The sequence below is a fragment of the Bacillus sp. GC_Bacil_1 genome (assembly GCF_026540675.1).
In the GTDB taxonomy this organism is placed as follows: domain Bacteria; phylum Bacillota; class Bacilli; order Bacillales; family Bacillaceae_G; genus Bacillus_A; species Bacillus_A cereus.
Genome location: NZ_JALNUG010000001.1, coordinates 166,278 through 184,981, shown reverse-complemented (window position 1 = coordinate 184,981; position 18,704 = coordinate 166,278). Strand labels below are relative to the sequence as shown.

The following is an 18,704-nucleotide window of genomic DNA, read 5'->3' as shown; positions in this document are numbered from 1 at the left end:
ATAAAAAAGGCTCCTATAATAGGAGCCTTCACAATCTCTTAAGAATATGTTTCTTCTTTCTGTACTTGCTCATTTACAAGCTCTTTCAGCAACTCTATAATTTCATCATTTTCTTCTTTCAAACCGACCGTAATACGAATACCATCATCGATACCAAATGCAGCACCAGAACGAACGATATATCCTTTTTTCATTAATCGTTCGAAAGCTTCATTACCTGGTATACCAAGTTTTAAGAAAATGAAATTTGTTTGAGATGGATAATAGAATACGTTATATTCTTTACAAAATGCATAATACTGATTTAGACCTTCAGCATTCTTTTTCACACAATCTTGTAAAAAGGCTTGATCTTCTAATGCAGCGAGTGCTACAGATTGCGCTACAGTTGATGTATTGAATGGTAACCTCGCTACTTCTAGCTGTCCGATTAACTTCGCATCCCCAATTGCATATCCGATACGAAAAGCAGCTAAACCATATGCTTTTGAAAACGTGCGTAAAACCATAAGATTTTCATACTTTTCAAGAAGTGGCAATGTTTGCGGATAGTCTTCTGCTTCCGCGTATTCATAATATGCTTCGTCCATAATAACGAGAGCCGACTTAGGAACTGATTCTAAAAATGAAAGTAATTTTTGTTTCTCAACATATGTACCTGTCGGATTATTCGGATTACAAATCCATACAATTTTCGTTTTATCATCTACTTGCTCTAGCATTGCATCTAAATCGTGAATACCGTCTTTAAGTGATACTTCACGAACTTCTGCTCCTTCAATAACAGCATGGTGATGATATTGTGAAAACGTAGGATTCGCCATTACAACGTTTGTTCCTTCATGTAGTAACGCTCGGCTAATCATTTGAATGACTTCATCTAATCCACTACCAAATAGTAGTTGTTCTGCTTTTACACCTAAATGTTCCGCTACTTTTGTCCGAAGTTCAAAGGCATATCCATCTGGATAAAGGGCATATTGGCTCGCTAAAGAAGTTAATGCTTCTGTCACACGCGCTGAGCAACCGAATGGATTTTCGTTCGATGCTAATTTCACAATTTTCGATAATCCATATTCCCTTTTTACTTCTTCAATGTTTTTCCCAGGCACATACGCTCTCAAAGTTAACAATTGCTCTTTCACTCTCATTTTTCTTCCCCCAGTCATTTCATTCAATTTGATTACAATACAGTTATAGCCCCTTACTGTAATCTTTTATCATAACCGTCACTATTACGAGAATACCTCTAAATGAGCACTTCACAACACTTCGCTATCATTTTAAACCATATCTTTTTGAAATGCCTCTAACGCAATATGAACAGTCTCATCTGAAATAGATACGACATTCACTACCCCATATTCCTGCATAAGCACCATATGAATTGCTCCTGCATTTGCTTTCTTATCTTGTTTCATCAATTGAACGAGGCGCTCTACATTCAAATCTCTTGGCATTTTTGGATAGCCGTATTTCAAGAACCACTGCTTCATATCTTCATAAGCAAGATCAACCTTGTACACTTGCTCACTTAAAAATATGGCGAATAACATTCCAACCGCTACGCCGTCACCGTGAGTAATATTCCCATACCCTAGCTCTTTTTCAAGAGCATGTCCTAACGTATGTCCAAAGTTCAAATGGGCACGTACACCCTTCTCTGTTTCATCTTGTGACACAACATTTGCCTTTACAGGAATCGCCTTCGTTAATATATGGATTAACTTCTCATCACGAAGATCCGCTAATGTTTGCACTTCTTCTTTTAACCAATGATATAGCTCCACATCACCAATAAGAGCATGCTTTATCACCTCTGCATAACCTGAACGCCACTCTTTTTCAGGAAGAGACTGTAAAAACGGTGTATGATATACAACCGCTTCTGGCTGATGGAATGCACCAATCATATTTTTACCTAACGGATGATTAATCGCTACTTTCCCACCTACTGCGCTATCGTGCGCTAATAAAGTCGTCGGAACCTGCACAAAGCGAATACCCCGCATAAAAGATGCAGCAACAAAACCAGCTAAATCTCCAATCATTCCGCCTCCAAGTGCAAGAATTAAAGAATTTCTATCTAATTTATTTTCAAGAGCTGACGTATGAGCCGCATAGAAATTTTCGAAAGACTTCTCTTTTTCGCCACTTGGTACAACAAACGAAAACACGTCCTGCTCCACTTGTAATGCATCGATAACTGTCTGTAAATGTAGTGATGCAACAGCTTCATCTGAAATGATCATTACGTTAGATACAGCTGACTGCATATTTTGAACGATCATTGTTAAGTTTGACAACGCTTCTTTACCAACATGTACATCATATTCTTTTGATTTCGTTTGAATATGTATGTTTCCCATTAAAATCCCCTCGCATATTCATTATGTTTCTCAATATTTTCACGAATTAGTTCCATACGATCTAATCCGAATTGTTCTATTAAAGCTGTTGCTAATTCCCAAGCCACAACCGCTTCTGCAACGACACTAGCTGCTGGCACTGCACAACTATCTGAACGTTCAATGCTCGCTGTAAAAGGCTCTTTCGTATCAATATCTACACTTTGAAGAGGTTTATAAAGTGTAGGTATCGGTTTCATCACACCGCGCACAACAATTGGCATTCCAGTCGTCATACCGCCTTCTAATCCACCTGCATTATTTGTTCTTCTTGTATATCCATGCTCCTCATTCCATAGAATTTCATCATGAACTTCACTTCCCGGTCTATGCGCTGCTTCAAAACCAATTCCAATCTCGACACCTTTAAAAGCATTAATACTCATAATTGCAGCTGCTAATTTCGCATCCAGTTTTCGATCATAATGCACGTAGCTACCTACTCCAATTGGCATTCCTTCCACAATTACTTCAACGATTCCACCAATTGAATCACCATTTGCTTTCGCATCATCAATCGCTTTCATCATTTGGTTACCAGCTCCGTCATCTAAGCAACGTACAGGAGATGCTTCTGTAATACTCTTTAATTCTTCAATTGAACTATACGTAACCTCCTTAGCTTGTACACCGCCAATTTCAATTACATGGCCCGCCACTTTAATACCAAGTTCTGCTAACACCTTTTTAGCAACCGCACCAGCAGCAACACGCACCGTCGTTTCGCGCGCTGACGAACGTTCCAGTACATTCCTCATATCTCTATGACCATATTTAATTGCACCATTTAAATCAGCATGCCCAGGCCTTGGTTTTGTCACTTTCCTTTTTATCTCTTTTTCTTCCTGCTCAGTTAAAGGCTCTGCCCCCATAATTTTTGTCCAATGGGCAAAATCACGATTTTCAACAACGAGTGCAATAGGGGAACCTAATGTTTCTCCATGTCTAACACCACTTAAAATTTGCACTTGATCCGTTTCAATTTGCATGCGTCTACCACGCCCATATCCCTTTTGCCTTCTAGCTAACTCTTCGTTTATATCATCCGCTACTAAAGACAATCCTGCTGGAACACCTTCTATAATCGTTGTAAGTTGCGGACCATGAGATTCACCAGCTGTAATATATCGCATACGTTATTCCTCTTTTCGTATATGTATTTATCTCACTATATTAACTTTTATCATTCTAAAAATATTAAAGAAATTATATCATAAATCGACCATTTTCTTATTCTATATTTCCGATAGGCCTAATTTAAATATCAATATATCATAACAGCTCAAACTTCGTAACTAATTGAAAATAAAAAAAGTGCAAGAAGAATACCCCTATTCTCCTTGCACTTTTTACTATTATCACAGTGATTAAAGCGTTTACAAATTATTTCAAAATAATTAGTAAATCCATTCATTCATTAATTTTGAGTAGTCAACTAATTCTTCTTCTTTAAAGAAAATAGCAATCTCGCGCTCTGCGCTTTCTAAAGAATCAGAACCATGAATAATATTTTTCGCAACAGTTACACCGAAATCTCCACGAATTGTTCCAGGAGCTGCTTCATGTGGTCTTGTTTTCCCCATCATGTTACGCGCTGTATCTACTACACCTTCACCTTGCCATACCATTGCGAATACAGGTCCAGATGTAATAAAGTCTACTAACTCACCAAAGAAAGGTTTTTCCTTATGCTCAGCGTAGTGTTGTCCAGCAATTTCCGGAGTGACTTGCATTAATTTTGCACCAACTAATTGAAAGCCTTTTTTCTCAAAACGAGCTACAATTTCCCCAATGAAGGCACGTTGTACACCGTCTGGTTTTACCATTAGAAATGTTTTTTCCATAAAAAATCTCTCCACTTCTGAATTATGTATGTAATTGTATATCCCCACACACATATTATCACCCTTATCACAATTGTGCAATAGTTTTGAAATAGAGAGATTATTTTATTTTTTAGAATAAACATTAAAATTTTCGTTTTCCAATATACTTTGCAACATTTTGTAATGCATACTTTGCTTTTCCACGTGGGAGTGGTTTTATTATTTCTAAAGCTTTATGTAAATAACGTTCACTAAACGCAAATGCTTGATCAATTGCTGGACTATTTTTTACAGCATCAATAATTTCTTGCATTTCACTTGCTGTTGTATTTTCATGTACAGATGTGATTTTTTGACGAAGTACTGGATCTTCCATCGCATATAAAGCAGGGAGCGTTATGTTTCCTTGTAATAAATCTCCACCAGCAGGTTTTCCAAGTTTCTCTTCTGTGGAAACGAAGTCTAAAATGTCATCAATAATTTGATAAGACATTCCTACAAAATACCCATACCAAAATAGACGATTTACTGTATCACGATTAGCACCAGCAGCAATCGCTCCCAATTGACAACTCGCGGCAATTAATAATGCTGTTTTTCGCTTTATTCTTCTTAAATACGTTCTTAAATTTTGGTCATAATTGTATTTATCTTTAATTTGTTCAATTTCACCTTTACAGACTTCTAAAATAGTATGTGATAACGCTTGATGCGCCTCTGGGATTTCGATATTTGTTATACATTCAAGAGACTTAGCGAACAAATAGTCCCCTGTATACATCGCAATACGATCTCCCCATTTCGCATTCACAGTCGCACTGCCGCGTCGTAAAAATGCAGCATCAATAACATCATCGTGAACAAGAGAAGCCATATGAATAAGCTCTAACGCAACAGCAACATGCTTAATCGCATCTAACTTATAATCTCCAAATTTCCCTGCAAGCAACACAAATACAGGACGAATTCGCTTCCCACCAGCTTCAATAAGTTGTAATGCTGCCTCTTCTACTAATGGCTGTTCAGAAGCAACTGTCTTTTTTAATTCTTTTTCTATCACATTAATATCCGATCGTAAAAAAGAGTACATAAGTTGTAACTTCATATTGTTCACCTTAACCTAAAACTTCTTTTTTCTTTTTTCTATTTTGATTCTGGTTTAATACCTAAATGCATCGCTGCTACCCCAAAAGTAAATGGTTTCACTTGCACACGTTCAAGTCCAGCTTGCTCAAACATTTGGGCCAATTCTTTCATCCCTGGGAATGCACTAGCAGATTCTTGAAGCCATGAATATTCTTTATAACTTTTCGCAAACATCTTTCCAAATAACGGCATGATATATTTAAAGTATAAAATATACCCTTGTCGAAAACCAATCATTGTTGGTTGAGATGTTTCTAAACAGATTACTTTTCCACCTGGTTTTACTACACGCGTCATTTCTTTTAATACGTGCATATAATCCGGTACGTTACGTAAACCAAACCCAATTGTTACATAATCAAACGTATTATCTTCAAATGGAAGCTCCATTGCATTCCCATGTAGAAGTTCTACTTGTTTTAATTGTAACGCCTCTACCTTTTGCTTACCGACAGATAACATATTTTCACTGAAGTCTAAGCCAACAACCTTTCCTTGCTCACCTACCGCTCCAGCTAGCGCAATTGTCCAATCTGCGGTTCCGCAGCATACATCAAGCGCTTTACTGCCAGGTTGTACATCCATAATTCGCATCGTTTCTTTACGCCACGCTTTATGTCTTTGAAAACTAATTACAGAATTCATCACATCGTATTTATCAGAAATCTTTTCAAATACGTCATGTACTCTTTCTTCTTTTGATTGTTGCATGCTCGTACCTTCTTCCAATGTAAAATTGCTTATGTCTTCTATTTATCCCTTAACACAGAATTTATTTCACTTACGTCTGTGTGATTTTCTAAAAATTGTTTTTCTTTCTTTCTCAATTCCATCATCCAACCATTAATCACTACTTCTGCTTTATCCCCTAAAGCATCTTGCACCGCTTGAAAAACAGGTGAATGTTGTTTATCAGCATACAATTGAATTTCTTTTTGAAGGCGATTTCCACCTAATACGTATGTGATAAATGGCTTCCAATGTGATAAATGAAAATGATCACATGTTTTTTGAAGGAGCGCAGACTCAATCGTTACTACGCTTTTCATTATGTCATCCGTCGTTTCATGCGCTTTTTGGTATAACATAATTTTGTGTTCATTTATCTCTTTAATTCCTTCAGCAAGTGCACGAATTAAAACAATATCACGATTCATAGACAATAAATAATAATATAGTCCACTATAGTAATCGCCTGCAAGTACTGTTAATTGACGACATTTATGGAATTCAATCTCTTCCTCGCCTGCTTTATTTGATACCCTTTCATGCGTATCAAGCGCAATTTGTACAAGCATAATTGTTACTACGTAATGCTCAATTTGTTCTATATGTAAGTTTGCACTCTTTAAAGCACCATATAACAATGCTATCTTTTCTTCATCAATAAATGGTTCTTCAATATAGTTTATAAAATAAGGATGGCGTAATTTCTCCATCAATTTCTCTTTTATACCCGCATACCCTCCGTAGATGTCACACACAAAAAATCACCCTTGTTTTCTAATTCATAAAACTTATTATAACACATACACTCTATTTTCTATAACCAAAACTTGGCTACACCTACCATTCATGTAAGCAATCTTTCTAATCTCACTCTGTCTAGCTAAAACTATATCATTTATTTACTAAAAAAAAAAAGAAAAGCAGTTTCCCGCTTTTCTTTACTTCGCTTTAATAAACGATAAAATTTCACTGCGCGCTGCAGCATCATTTTCAAGCACACCACGCACTGCTGTCGTTACTGTTTTCGCACCTGGTTTTTTCACACCACGCATCGTCATACACATATGTTCTGCTTCTACTACTACCATTACACCATGAGGCTCTAGTACTTCCATAATAGAGTTCGCTACTGTTGATGTAATACGTTCTTGCAGTTGTGGACGACGTGCAATTGTATCTACAGTACGAGCTAATTTACTTAACCCTGTCACCTTTCCACCTTGCGGAATATATGCAACGTGAGCAACTCCATAGAATGGAACTAAATGATGCTCACACATCGAATAAAATGGTATATCTTTTACTAGTACAAGCTCTTCGTGATCTTCTCCGAATACTTTATGCAAATGCTCTTTCGGATCTTCATGCATACCTGAGAACACTTCTGCGTACATTTTTGCAACACGCTTTGGCGTATCAAGTACTCCCTCACGATTTGGATCATCCCCAATCGCCTCTAAAATAAGGCGTACTGCATGTTCAATTTGTTCTAAATTAACTTTTGCCATCCGCTAGCCCTCCCGAAAACCTAAAAGTGATACGAACACATTCTAGCATATTTATGTTTTTAAAAGCAAAAAGAAGAGTTCCCAAAAAGGAAACTCTTCTTCCCTGTTAATATGTAAGGATTATTTAACCGCATCTTTTAACGCTTTACCAGGTTTGAATGCAGGTACTTTACTTGCAGCGATTTCAATCTCCTCACCTGTTTGTGGGTTACGACCTTTACGAGCCGCACGCTCACGAACTTCGAAGTTACCGAATCCGATCAGTTGTACTTTATCACCTTGTTTTAAAGCTTCTAAGATAGAATCAAAAACAGCGTCTACTGCTTTTGTTGCGTCCTTTTTAGAAAGGGAACTTGCTTCTGCAACAGCATTGATTAAATCTGTCTTGTTCATGCCATTCACCTCCTCCCAAAGATAAGACTGTATAATGATCATAAAATGAGTCTTACTTTCATTTGTAGGCAATTTTTACAAATTCTATACTACAAAGATGTAGATAAATCATTATCAACGCCTATATTATACGATTCTCCTTTATAATTCAATATTTTTAAGGAAATTGTTACTCTGAAAATGTGAAAATCTGATGAAACTTGACAATTTACAACAATGTATTAGATAATGACTGTTTATTTTTCTATTTTATAATCGAAAAAACAAAAAATCCCTCTACAGTGAGAGGGATTTTTCTTATAGTATAATCGCAATTAATCCGCCAGATCCTTCATTAATAATTCTTTCTAGCGTTTCTTTTAATTTATATCTAGCATTTTCTGGCATTAAAGATAATTTCGCCTGAATTCCTTCTCGAACAATCGAGCTAAGCGAACGTCCAAATATATCAGAATTCCAAATTGATAACGGGTCATCTTCAAAATCTTGCATTAAATAACGAACTAATTCTTCACTTTGCTTTTCAGTACCAATGATCGGCTCAAACGTTGACTCTACATCTACTTTAATCATATGAATAGATGGCGCTACCGCTTTTAACTTCACACCAAACCTTGAACCGTGACGAATAATTTCTGGCTCATCTAAGCTCATATCCGCTAGCGCAGGGGCTGCTACACCATATCCTGTTTGCTTAACCATACGCAATGCATCTGCCACTTGGTCGTATTCTATTTTCGCATGAGATAAATCGAGCATAAGCTTCAATAAATGATCTTTCCCTCGAATTTCTACTCCTACTACTTCTTTTAAAATCTGATCATATAATTCATCTGGCGCATATAAATCAATCTCCGCCACACCTTGCCCCATATCAATGCCAGCTAGGCTCGCTCGATCAATAAATTCATATTGACTAAACTGCCAAACAACGCGATCCACATCACGAAGACGTTTTATATCCTTCACAGTTTCTTGAACTGCTTCTTGATAACTTTGACGCAACCAATGCCCTTCATTTAGCACCATTACCCAGCTCGGAAGGTTCACATTCACTTCTAATACAGGGAATTCAAATAGCGCTTCACGAAGTACATTATATACATCTGTTTCTCTTAAACTCTCCACACTCATTGCAATAACCGGGATATCATATTCTTCTGATAAACTTTGGCGTAATTGCTCTGTATCTGGATGATACGGCTGTACCGTATTAATTATCATAATGAAAGGTTTTCCTACTTCTTTCAACTCATTTACAACGCGTTCTTCTGCCTCTATATAATCTCTTCTTGGAATTTCACCAATTGTTCCATCTGTTGTAATTACAACACCAATTGTTGAATGTTCTTGAATTACTTTACGCGTGCCGATTTCTGCAGCTTCATGGAATGGAATAGGTTCTTCATACCAAGGGGTATTAATCATGCGCGGGCCATTCTCATCTTCATAGCCCTTCGCTCCTGGAACCGTATATCCAACACAATCTACTAATCGAATGTTCACTTCAAGTCCTTCATCTACTTCGATAGAAACCGCTTGGTTTGGAACAAACTTCGGTTCCGTCGTCATAATTGTACGACCAGCAGCACTTTGAGGCAATTCATCCTGCGCTCTTTGACGGTCAGACTCATTCTCAATATTTGGAATAACTACAAGTTCCATAAATTTTTTAATGAATGTTGATTTCCCTGTTCGAACAGCTCCTACAACTCCAAAATAAATATCACCGCCTGTTCGTTCTGCAATATCTTTAAAAATATCTACCTTTTCCAAGTGATTCCCTCCCTCAAAATTTTTGGGAATAATTCCGCGTTTATAGTCAACTAATACCTTCTCTAACGTTGCCTATAATATCTGATATAATATAATGGTATTCTAGAAGTTCGGACAATATATCATATAATTTTGTCCAATTTCATATGACTATTAAAAAATATCTTTTGTTTGCATCGTAAGTTGTATAACATAAAAAACCTTTCTTCTAGAACTTATTCACTAAAAGAAAGGTTCATGACTTATGATTTTAAAAAAATTGGTTCTCCGTTCTTTACTGTGTACGGTAAAGAATAGGCTGGTACAAACGGGGAACCTTTCGAAAGTATATTTCGAATATCTTCTCCCTCCGTAAACTGCCCTTCATTTTTTTTCAAAGCGTCATATAAGTCGATTCTATAATCAACAAAAACTTCTCCTTTTTCATTAATTACAAAAGGAAGCCCTTTACCAGAATATGGACTTGTCACTTGTGGCACATCTTTATATCCTAGTTTTTTGAAATCCAATTCATATACACCATCTGAAATTACTTTTTTAAAAGGTGGATATTGATGTTCATCACGATACATCCTAAGTTTTAAAGATAATTCCTGAATTTGTTCAGCCATCCTAACATCAATTAACTTTACTGTTGGATTTGTTTCAACGTCTATTAATACGTATTGATATACTCCTCCACTTTCATATGCATTCCCTGGCGCTTCTTGTATGTAACGCGGAGCAATCTGTTGAAAATCGATTGGATACTTTTGATAAATAGGTGTACTCATATCCCTCGTCTTAATTGGCAATATCCCATCATTTTGCTCCTTAAATGTCACAACAGCTTTTTGAACAACCTGTAGCTGATCTTCATAAGGAACCGCATTTTGCTTCATATTTTCTTTCGGATACAGACACCCCGTTAAAAGGCTCATACAACAAAATATTAAAATAATATGGACTTTTTTCACTAGCATCACCTTTTCATACTAATATAACTTGCTCCGTATGTAGTATTTTCGAGACCATTCCATTTACTGCTGTACAGGTCCACTAAATACAACAAGAAAAATAACAATTCCTGACACAACCATAAGGGTGTACGCTACTAACGCTGTAATCCCTTTCAAAAATTTATTCTTTATTTTATGTCTACTTAATAAAATAAAACTTACTGCAAAAAACATAAATCCAATTGCCCCTAAAGCCAACCACATTTTCATAAGCCCTTCTGACATATACACACCCCTTTTTATTAATCTATTTTTATACTATTTTAACAAATTAAAATCTTTAAACAAATACAAAAAGAACATTTTACTACAAATCGCGAATATGTAACTTTAATCAATAGGTTTTTCAGCATCTTCCACCAATCTAGATAAAAATAAAACCGAAGCTATTGTATCTCTCGCTTCGGTTGACCAAATATGCCCAAAAACAGCTCTATTCCCATTCTTTCATGGCTATCATATGCAATCTACAAACTCTTTGTTTCTCATAATTTATTTTTTAAACATTTTGCTTAACGAGCCAAAATCTGCTGGCATATTATTATTAATAATCGCTTTTACAATTTGATCCTCTTGCTCTTTCGGCACTTCACGTCCCGCCATAAGAGCCACTTGATGAATCAATTGACGAAGTACAGTTTCATCACGTAAATTCGCATTTTGCACGGATGATGCTAATTTAAAAATATCTTCTTTATTTACTTTCGCTTCCTTCTCAATATTATTAAAAATGTTATTATCCATTCTTTTCACCCTCTCCTCAAGTTACTCTTCATCCTATGCAAAAATAAATAAATGGTGAAAAGACCCATAAAATAAAAAAGCGACAGAAGTACAAATGTACTTCTGTCGCTTTTCTTTACAGTAAGTCAGGTATAGCTTCCACTTCATGTTTTCGAACACGTCCCATTAATGAGCCTACCGCATCTTTTACGTTATTCCCATTGAACAGCACGTCATATAAAGCAGCTGTAATCGGCATTTCAACTTCCATTTTCTCTGCCAATTCATGAGCAGCTTTCGTTGTTCTTACACCTTCCACAACCATACCCATGCTTTCTAACACTTCTTCTAAAGAATGTCCTTTTCCAAGCATATTTCCAGCGCGCCAATTTCGGCTATGAACACTTGTACAAGTTACAATTAAGTCTCCCATACCAGTTAGACCAGCAAACGTTAACGGATTCCCGCCCATTTTTCTTCCTAAACGAGCAATCTCTGTTAAACCACGTGTCATCAATGCCGCTTTTGCATTATCACCTAATCCAAGACCATCAGTTATACCAGCAGCTAATGCGATAATATTTTTTAACGCACCACCAAGTTCAACTCCAACGATATCTGGATTTGTGTATACACGAAAATAACTATTCATAAATAAATCTTGTACTTCCTCAGCCGCTTCCATACGCTTTGCTGCAGACGTAACTGTTGTCGCTTGTCGTAAACCAACTTCTTCAGCATGACTCGGTCCAGACAATACAACAACATCTTTAATTAAGTTCTCTGGAATTTCTTCCTCAATTACTTCCGAAATACGTTTTGACGTACCAGGTTCAATCCCTTTACTCGCATGAATCCAAGTAATCGGTTCTGTAACAATTTCTTTCATCTCTTGTAATACATCTCTGTACGCTTTCGTCGGTACTACTAGCAGTACTGTATTTACATCTACTAATGCTTCTTCTAAAGAAGAGTAGGCTACGATTGTGCTTGGCAATGTAATGCCTGGGAGATATCGACTATTCTCATGTTTCGTATTCATTTCATCCATAAGTTCTGAGCGATTTCCCCAAATACGTACATCATGTCCATTGTCAGCTAATACCATCGCTAACGCTGTTCCCCAGCTACCTGCTCCTACTACTGTGATTTTTGTCATAAAATCACATCCTCTCCATTAGTCTCTTGCTCGAGCAATAATGTGAATCGGCGTTCCTACAAAACCGAACGCTTCACGTAAACGATTCTTTAAGAAGCGCTCATATGAAAAGTGCATTAATTCTGTATCGTTTACAAACACAACAAATGTTGGTGGTTTTACCGCAACCTGTGTCGCATAGAAGATTTTCAGACGGCTACCATTATGAGTCGGTGTTGGATTCATCGCTACCGCATCCATAATTACATCGTTTAATACGTTTGTTTGTACACGGATACTATGGCTTTCATTTACCTCATTGATAACCGGTAATAACGTTTGTGTACGTTTTTTCGTTTTTGCAGATAAGAATACAATCGGTGCATAATCCAAGAATTGGAAATGAGCACGAATGTTTTCTTCAAATGCTTTCATTGTTTTTTCATCTTTTTTCACTGCATCCCATTTGTTTACAACGATAATAACAGCTCGTCCTGAATCATGAGCATATCCAGCGATTTTTTTATCTTGCTCAATAATTCCTTCTTCTCCGTCTAAAACAACTAAAACAACGTCAGAACGTTCAATCGCTCTAAGCGCACGAAGTACACTATACTTTTCTGTACTTTCATATACTTTTCCTTTTTTACGCATACCAGCTGTATCGATGATTACATAATCTTGATCATCTTTACTATATGGTGTATCGACAGCATCACGCGTCGTTCCTGCGATATTACTTACAATTACACGTTCTTGACCAAGAAGTGCATTTACAAGCGATGATTTCCCTACGTTTGGACGTCCAATTAAAGAGAAACGGATTGTTTCATCGTCATACGCTTCTTCTTCAATCTTTGGAAAATGATTTGCAGCTTCATCTAACAAATCACCAAGTCCTAAACCGTGTGTACCTGAAATCGGGAATGGCTCGCCAAATCCTAATGAATAAAAATCATAAATATCACTACGCATTTCTGGATTATCAACTTTATTTACCGCAAGTACAATTGGTTTTTTAGAACGATACAAAATTTTAGCAACTTCTTCATCCGCTGCAGTTACACCATCGCGACCATTCGTCATAAAAATGATAACATCTGCTTCATCAATCGCAACTTCCGCCTGTTGACGAATTTGTGTCAAGAACGGCTCGTCTCCAATATCAATTCCACCTGTATCAATAATGTTAAACTCATGATTTAACCATTCTCCCGCACTATAAATACGGTCTCGAGTTATACCTGGGATATCTTCTACGATTGAAACTCTTTCTCCAACTATTCTATTGAAAATAGTAGATTTTCCTACGTTCGGGCGGCCTACTATTGCTATTACTGGTTTCGGCATATACTTTCATCCTTTCAACTTGCTTCTGTTTATTATGTAAAAAACCCTTCTTTGTGCAAGAAGGGATTTGCATTCCAGAATATTTCTCAACGTATCAAAACACCTCACATTATAACACACGTTCCTAATGTTTCACAATAATATATACATTCTCTTGTAAGCGATGCGCAATACCATCTAAAATTGCCTCTAAATTATTTGCAACAAATTCTAGTTCCTCCATCGACTCACAAACAAATAAAGGAGCACCACCTGCAAATTTTTCTGGCGCTGTTGTAATAACTGCCAGGATAACGCTTTCTAACATCATCTCTTATCTCCCCTTCCTTTCGGGGCTTCCGATGACATATGGACAGCACTTTCTAACGTTGGTACATTTCCTATGACACTTATTGCTTTCTCTGCATCTTGATCTTGCGGTAAGACAAAAATCCCAACCCTGCCATCCTCTAAATCACGCTTTGCTAACGGTACAAGCGCTGGTGTACCAGAATCTCTATAAATGCCTAACGCCACCGAAACATCGTGTAAAATAGCTTGCCGTTGCCCTAAATTTGAGATTGTCACCATCGCATCAATTGATTTCGGTTTTAATATAAACCCCATGCCATATTTCATAATCTCTTCTTGCCTCACCGGCAATCCAATATTCATAATATAAATATTATCGATATAAAGCCCTGCTCCTTCAAAACGCAGCGGAACATGCTCAATATCTACAAGGTCATGGAGTCTTCTACCAGACATTAATTTTTTCGCAATAAAAAATGCGATTATAGCCATAATTACTCCAGCAATCCATGAACGGAACCCTATATACGCAAACGTCGTTACAAACGACGTTAACATCGCCAAATAGTTGCGACTTTCAAAAACCAATGCAATCCCTTCAATGTACGTATTTCCACGCGGTACGAGCTCATATCCATCTAATTGTTGAAGTGTATTTCTTTCCATATTACGTACATCACGAAATTGTGTCGCTGCTAACGTAAGAAATGTAATGGCAGAAAAATCCTTTTTCAAAATAGATGGGATTGCAATCGCTCCTAAAGCTGCTGCAATTAACCCCATTGCAATATGAATAATCTTTCCATGTAGCCTCGTCGGATATTGCCGTGTATCCGTCCGAAGCATTAACACCCTTGTAACTGTCCCCGCTATTACGCCGCATAAAATGGCTGGTGTATATTCAGTCATGTATTACCCTCGCCTTTCTTTTACGTGTTTTTCTCTTAAACTGTTCCATGTATACTGATGCTTTTGCAATCCAAAACAATACTGCCATGAATAATGTAGAAACGGCGACGATATCAAAAAATGCTAAACTACCGTAATCATATGGAAAATTCAATTTCCGAAAAATAAATGTCACTAGCAACTCTCCTTGTAACATCCCTACATATAGGGAACATAATCGTAATATGCGATCCCCATGCAATAACACTGATGCATACACAAGAGCACTACTTAGCAGAAACACTCTATCCACCACAATCCAAATCGGATCATATATCTCTAACAGATGAAAACTTGTATATAACATCGCAATAATAAGTGCCGAAAGTAAGCTATATAATTTTTTCCAAACAGAATACAGCGCGATCCCTATAAAAGAAATAATACAAAGTAAAAGAGCATTTACTGATACCATGAATGAGGCGATCGTTACATGTAACGGAGAGCAAATTATAAAAATCAATATACAAGCGCCTAACTTCCACCGAATATGGTCCTTTTTCATAAAAAAGGTTACGACAACCCACCCTATCCAAGCTATAAAATAAAAAGTACTTCCATCCATCTACTTCACCTCCTATGTTTTCCATTATGGGAATTTTTTATGAAAGTTAATCCACTTTATTTACGCATAGTTTTTTCTTATAACAGCAACACTTTTAACAAGGAGGTGTTATTCATTATGGGTAAAGATCGCCAAGAACGAAAACTACGAGAATCACGCCGCGTTGAATCTGATCGTGATCAATCACTACAATATCCAGGTGCAACTGGACTTGATACACCAGAGCAGGCTCGAAAACAAAACCAGCACTAATGAATACAAAAAGACGGTTTCGATATTGTACGAAACCGTCTTTTACATAATCATTTTAATGATTTTTATTTATATCGAAATAATATTTTGTGTACTATATCCTCCTATCACTTTTTTTACCTCCACCTATTTCCTTTAGAAAATCAAGCCCTCTCCAAAAATCTAGTAACTAATCATCTTCATTTTTTAACCTTTTTTCAATTACAATTTTTATAAAATACCAATTCCATTTTATATTACGAGAAAGAAAACAAAACAAAAAAATCAACCGAACGGTTGATTTTTTATCTCCTACTATAATGCGCAGTATCAATACCACGCTGCATTAACCAATGATATGTTTCACCTTTTACAACAAGAGGTACAGATTGCAACTCTTCTATCGTCTTCGCACCAAGAGCTGTCATAATAAATTTCAAATCTGTATGTAGAAGTTCAATTTCATCCACTAATTTCTCGATACCATCTTGCATTAAAATACGTAAAAAGTAACCAGCAAACGCAGTTGTATTCGACCCTAATGCGATTGCTTTCGCTACGTCAAGCGCTGTCTGTATACCCCCTGATGCAATAAAAGAGAGGTTATTATTTGTAGAGGTTGCTTCAATAATCGAGGTTGCTGTTTGTATGCCCCAGTTATTAAAATAAGAAAGCATTCGCTGTCTTCTTTCATTTTCAACAGCAGCAAAATTCGTACCACCTTGCCCACCAATATCAATTGCCGTTACACCTACGTTCGCTAACTGTTGCATTGTTTCCTTGCTCATCCCAAATCCAACTTCTTTTACAATGACAGGAACTTTACTATTTAAAACAATTTTCTCTATGCGCTGAAGTACACCAGTAAAGTCACGGTCTCCTTCTGGCATCGTTAACTCTTGTATGACATTTAAATGAATTTGCAATGCATTCGCTTCAATCATATCAACGGCACGCTCTGCCTGCTCGATAGTTGCCTCACTACCTAAATTAGCAAAGAAAATACCATTCGGGTTTACCTTTCTAATCACCTTATAAGAAGCAGCCTCACTTTCATCTTTTAACGCCGCCATTTGCGACCCTACAGCCATAGCAAGGTTATGCTGTTTCGCTACATATGCTAATTGCTCATTAATATGTAACGTTTTCTCTCCTCCACCACCAGTCATCGCATTGATAAAAATCGGCGAACTTAGTGAAAGTTCGCCGATTTTTGTTTCACATGTTATTGTGTCATAATTTGAATTTGGCAAGCTTTGATGCACAAAATCAATATCATGAAAGCCATGCGTACGAGACTGACCAGTAGAAAGAGCGTATTCAATATGATCTAATTTACGTTTTGCCCTTACCACTTGTACCCCTCATTATTTCTTTAATTTTTTCAGTTGTTCACCAATAATATCACTTAATTGGAAAGTAGCAGAATCAGCATTTGGCTCATACTGACTATAATCTTCAATTACATTATTTTCCTCAAGCGCTTCTTTTATACTTAAAGAAATACGTTTCTCCGCTACGTGAACTTCAAGTACTTTCACTTTTACTTCTTGTCCCATTTCCAATACTTCATTCGGGTTTTTCACGTGACGATTTGCAATTTGAGATACGTGTACAAGTCCTTCAACGCCAGGTAAAATCTCAACGAATGCACCAAATGTAACAAGGCGTTTTACTACTCCCTCACGAATATCTCCAGCTTTTATTTCGCCAGCAACGTTTTCCCAAGGTCCTGGTTGAGCCGCTTTAATTGATAAAGAAATACGTTGTGTATCAGCATCAACAGATAACACCTTCACCTTCACCTTTTGACCTTGCTCTAATACTTCAGAAGGTTGCTCTACACGTTCGTGTGAAATTTGTGAAATGTGAACTAAACCGTCCACGCCACCAACGTTAACGAAAGCACCAAAGTCAGTTAATCGTTGCACTGTTCCTTCAACAACGTCACCTTCTTTTAATGAAGAAATTGCTTCTTTTTTCTTAGAATCTAGTTCTAATTCTACTACCGCTTTATGCGAAAGGATTACACGATTTTTTTCACGGTCTAATTCAACAATTTTCACCGCTAATGTTTTACCTTTATAGTCAGTAAAGTCTTCTACATAATGTACTTCTACAAGTGAAGCTGGAATAAAACCGCGAACACCAAGGTCCACAACTAATCCGCCATTCACAATATCTTTTACAGTAACATTAAATACATGACCAGAAGTAAATTTCTCTTGTAATTCTACCCATGCTTTTTCTGCATCAACAGCACGTTTAGATAAGACAAGATCATCTTCTTCTAATTTAATAATTTTCAACTCTAGTGTTTGATCTAATTCTACAACATCGCTTGCTTTTTCAATATGAACGTTAGCTAATTCACTAATTGGAATTACGCCATCTGTTTTGTATCCAACATTTACAAGCACTTGTTTCTCTTCAACTTTCGTTACAGAACCTGTAACAACGTCACCAACTTGTAATTCTTTTGAATCCATAACTTCTTCATTCATTTTCTCTACCATGGAAATACCTCCCTACAGAATTGACAAAGCATTTTTTTATGTATATACGAAATGAAAACAAAGTTTTCATTTGCATGTTTAAGAATTTCTCATCACATACTCTTTTTCAATACCATTCACAAGAAAATATATTAAACCTATATAAATAGTATACAGCA

21 protein-coding genes are annotated in these 18,704 nt (G+C 36.7%); 1 reads left to right on the top strand and 20 read right to left on the bottom strand.

Features of this window, described 5'->3' with window-relative positions; all coding sequences use genetic code 11:
- Positions 1-38: 38 nt before the first annotated feature.
- The 18 genes from hisC to OXT04_RS00950 all read right to left on the bottom strand — a co-directional run bounded on the left by hisC (position 39) and on the right by OXT04_RS00950 (position 15,799).
- Positions 39-1,151: a histidinol-phosphate transaminase gene (gene hisC / locus OXT04_RS01035; protein ID WP_001264022.1), complete on the bottom strand. Its 1,113-nt coding sequence runs from the start codon at positions 1,149-1,151 to the stop codon at positions 39-41.
- 132 nt (positions 1,152-1,283) lie between these two features.
- Positions 1,284-2,369, bottom strand: a complete 1,086-nt coding sequence (aroB, locus tag OXT04_RS01030) for a 3-dehydroquinate synthase (protein ID WP_267412620.1) — start codon at positions 2,367-2,369, stop codon at positions 1,284-1,286.
- Positions 2,369-3,541: a chorismate synthase gene (gene aroC, locus OXT04_RS01025; protein WP_098256727.1), complete on the bottom strand. Its 1,173-nt coding sequence runs from the start codon at positions 3,539-3,541 to the stop codon at positions 2,369-2,371. Before aroC ends, aroB begins: the two co-directional genes overlap by 1 nt.
- Positions 3,542-3,805: 264 nt before the next feature.
- Positions 3,806-4,252 (bottom strand): nucleoside-diphosphate kinase, encoded by a 447-nt coding sequence (gene ndk, locus OXT04_RS01020; RefSeq protein WP_000415883.1) that lies wholly within the window; start codon positions 4,250-4,252, stop codon positions 3,806-3,808.
- Positions 4,253-4,376: 124 nt separating this feature from the next.
- Positions 4,377-5,339 (bottom strand): heptaprenyl diphosphate synthase component II, encoded by a 963-nt coding sequence (hepT, locus tag OXT04_RS01015; RefSeq protein ID WP_000776079.1) that lies wholly within the window; start codon positions 5,337-5,339, stop codon positions 4,377-4,379.
- A gap of 38 nt (positions 5,340-5,377) precedes the next feature.
- Positions 5,378-6,091, bottom strand: coding sequence for a 2-heptaprenyl-1,4-naphthoquinone methyltransferase (gene menG, locus OXT04_RS01010; RefSeq protein ID WP_001187668.1), 714 nt, complete (start codon positions 6,089-6,091; stop codon positions 5,378-5,380).
- A gap of 38 nt (positions 6,092-6,129) precedes the next feature.
- The gene (locus OXT04_RS01005; protein WP_000332853.1) at positions 6,130-6,864 is read right to left on the bottom strand and encodes a heptaprenyl diphosphate synthase component 1; all 735 of its coding nucleotides are present in this window, start codon (positions 6,862-6,864) and stop codon (positions 6,130-6,132) included.
- A gap of 183 nt (positions 6,865-7,047) precedes the next feature.
- Positions 7,048-7,617, bottom strand: a complete 570-nt coding sequence (folE, locus tag OXT04_RS01000) for a GTP cyclohydrolase I FolE (protein ID WP_001151481.1) — start codon at positions 7,615-7,617, stop codon at positions 7,048-7,050.
- A 120-nt stretch (positions 7,618-7,737) separates the two neighbouring features.
- Entirely contained in the window at positions 7,738-8,010 is a 273-nt protein-coding gene (locus OXT04_RS00995) for an HU family DNA-binding protein (protein ID WP_001043860.1), read from the bottom strand.
- A gap of 297 nt (positions 8,011-8,307) precedes the next feature.
- On the bottom strand, positions 8,308-9,786 hold the full coding sequence (gene spoIVA / locus OXT04_RS00990; RefSeq protein WP_000416519.1) for a stage IV sporulation protein A: 1,479 nt from the start codon (positions 9,784-9,786) through the stop codon (positions 8,308-8,310).
- Between the two features lie 242 nt (positions 9,787-10,028).
- Complete coding sequence (locus OXT04_RS00985; RefSeq protein ID WP_000755480.1) at positions 10,029-10,742, bottom strand: hypothetical protein; 714 nt, start codon at positions 10,740-10,742, stop codon at positions 10,029-10,031.
- 63 nt (positions 10,743-10,805) lie between these two features.
- Positions 10,806-11,009, bottom strand: a complete 204-nt coding sequence (locus OXT04_RS00980; protein WP_001289005.1) for a DUF2768 domain-containing protein — start codon at positions 11,007-11,009, stop codon at positions 10,806-10,808.
- Positions 11,010-11,276: 267 nt separating this feature from the next.
- Positions 11,277-11,528: a stage VI sporulation protein F gene (locus OXT04_RS00975; protein ID WP_000369753.1), complete on the bottom strand. Its 252-nt coding sequence runs from the start codon at positions 11,526-11,528 to the stop codon at positions 11,277-11,279.
- A 115-nt stretch (positions 11,529-11,643) separates the two neighbouring features.
- The gene (locus OXT04_RS00970) at positions 11,644-12,666 is read right to left on the bottom strand and encodes an NAD(P)H-dependent glycerol-3-phosphate dehydrogenase (protein ID WP_000161783.1); all 1,023 of its coding nucleotides are present in this window, start codon (positions 12,664-12,666) and stop codon (positions 11,644-11,646) included.
- 18 nt (positions 12,667-12,684) lie between these two features.
- Complete coding sequence (gene der / locus OXT04_RS00965; RefSeq protein WP_001125890.1) at positions 12,685-13,995, bottom strand: ribosome biogenesis GTPase Der; 1,311 nt, start codon at positions 13,993-13,995, stop codon at positions 12,685-12,687.
- Positions 13,996-14,119: 124 nt separating this feature from the next.
- Entirely contained in the window at positions 14,120-14,305 is a 186-nt protein-coding gene (locus OXT04_RS00960; RefSeq protein WP_000979048.1) for a capping complex subunit for YIEGIA, read from the bottom strand.
- The gene (locus tag OXT04_RS00955) at positions 14,302-15,195 is read right to left on the bottom strand and encodes a YIEGIA family protein (protein WP_097987171.1); all 894 of its coding nucleotides are present in this window, start codon (positions 15,193-15,195) and stop codon (positions 14,302-14,304) included. Before OXT04_RS00955 ends, OXT04_RS00960 begins: the two co-directional genes overlap by 4 nt.
- Positions 15,188-15,799, bottom strand: a complete 612-nt coding sequence (locus tag OXT04_RS00950) for a YphA family membrane protein (protein WP_002093921.1) — start codon at positions 15,797-15,799, stop codon at positions 15,188-15,190. The genes OXT04_RS00955 and OXT04_RS00950 overlap by 8 nt, the downstream gene beginning before the upstream one ends.
- A gap of 117 nt (positions 15,800-15,916) precedes the next feature.
- Between OXT04_RS00950 and OXT04_RS00945 the strand changes: the two genes are divergently transcribed.
- Complete coding sequence (locus OXT04_RS00945) at positions 15,917-16,051, top strand: YpzI family protein (RefSeq protein WP_000513900.1); 135 nt, start codon at positions 15,917-15,919, stop codon at positions 16,049-16,051.
- Positions 16,052-16,335: 284 nt separating this feature from the next.
- Here the strand turns inward: OXT04_RS00945 and OXT04_RS00940 are convergent, their stop codons facing one another.
- Both OXT04_RS00940 and rpsA read right to left on the bottom strand, forming a co-directional pair.
- The gene (locus tag OXT04_RS00940; protein ID WP_098014436.1) at positions 16,336-17,385 is read right to left on the bottom strand and encodes a type 2 isopentenyl-diphosphate Delta-isomerase; all 1,050 of its coding nucleotides are present in this window, start codon (positions 17,383-17,385) and stop codon (positions 16,336-16,338) included.
- A gap of 12 nt (positions 17,386-17,397) precedes the next feature.
- On the bottom strand, positions 17,398-18,546 hold the full coding sequence (gene rpsA / locus OXT04_RS00935) for a 30S ribosomal protein S1 (protein WP_072939611.1): 1,149 nt from the start codon (positions 18,544-18,546) through the stop codon (positions 17,398-17,400).
- Positions 18,547-18,704 lie beyond the last annotated feature (158 nt).

Excerpts from the sequence above, each read along its gene's own strand:
- menG (WP_001187668.1), bottom strand. The coding sequence starts at position 6,091 with ATGCAACAATCAAAAGAAGAAAGAGTACATGACGTATTTGAAAAGATT.
- folE (WP_001151481.1), bottom strand. The coding sequence starts at position 7,617 with ATGGCAAAAGTTAATTTAGAACAAATTGAACATGCAGTACGCCTTATT.
- OXT04_RS00945 (WP_000513900.1), top strand. The coding sequence starts at position 15,917 with ATGGGTAAAGATCGCCAAGAACGAAAACTACGAGAATCACGCCGCGTT.
- aroB (WP_267412620.1), bottom strand. The coding sequence starts at position 2,369 with ATGGGAAACATACATATTCAAACGAAATCAAAAGAATATGATGTACAT.
- OXT04_RS00960 (WP_000979048.1), bottom strand. The coding sequence starts at position 14,305 with ATGATGTTAGAAAGCGTTATCCTGGCAGTTATTACAACAGCGCCAGAA.
- ndk (WP_000415883.1), bottom strand. The coding sequence starts at position 4,252 with ATGGAAAAAACATTTCTAATGGTAAAACCAGACGGTGTACAACGTGCC.
- OXT04_RS00980 (WP_001289005.1), bottom strand. The coding sequence starts at position 11,009 with ATGTCAGAAGGGCTTATGAAAATGTGGTTGGCTTTAGGGGCAATTGGA.
- OXT04_RS00970 (WP_000161783.1), bottom strand. The coding sequence starts at position 12,666 with ATGACAAAAATCACAGTAGTAGGAGCAGGTAGCTGGGGAACAGCGTTA.
- OXT04_RS00955 (WP_097987171.1), bottom strand. The coding sequence starts at position 15,195 with ATGACTGAATATACACCAGCCATTTTATGCGGCGTAATAGCGGGGACA.
- hepT (WP_000776079.1), bottom strand. The coding sequence starts at position 5,339 with ATGAAGTTACAACTTATGTACTCTTTTTTACGATCGGATATTAATGTG.
- OXT04_RS00950 (WP_002093921.1), bottom strand. The coding sequence starts at position 15,799 with ATGGATGGAAGTACTTTTTATTTTATAGCTTGGATAGGGTGGGTTGTC.
- rpsA (WP_072939611.1), bottom strand. The coding sequence starts at position 18,546 with ATGGTAGAGAAAATGAATGAAGAAGTTATGGATTCAAAAGAATTACAA.
- aroC (WP_098256727.1), bottom strand. The coding sequence starts at position 3,541 with ATGCGATATATTACAGCTGGTGAATCTCATGGTCCGCAACTTACAACG.
- OXT04_RS00995 (WP_001043860.1), bottom strand. The coding sequence starts at position 8,010 with ATGAACAAGACAGATTTAATCAATGCTGTTGCAGAAGCAAGTTCCCTT.
- OXT04_RS00975 (WP_000369753.1), bottom strand. The coding sequence starts at position 11,528 with ATGGATAATAACATTTTTAATAATATTGAGAAGGAAGCGAAAGTAAAT.
- der (WP_001125890.1), bottom strand. The coding sequence starts at position 13,995 with ATGCCGAAACCAGTAATAGCAATAGTAGGCCGCCCGAACGTAGGAAAA.
- hisC (WP_001264022.1), bottom strand. The coding sequence starts at position 1,151 with ATGAGAGTGAAAGAGCAATTGTTAACTTTGAGAGCGTATGTGCCTGGG.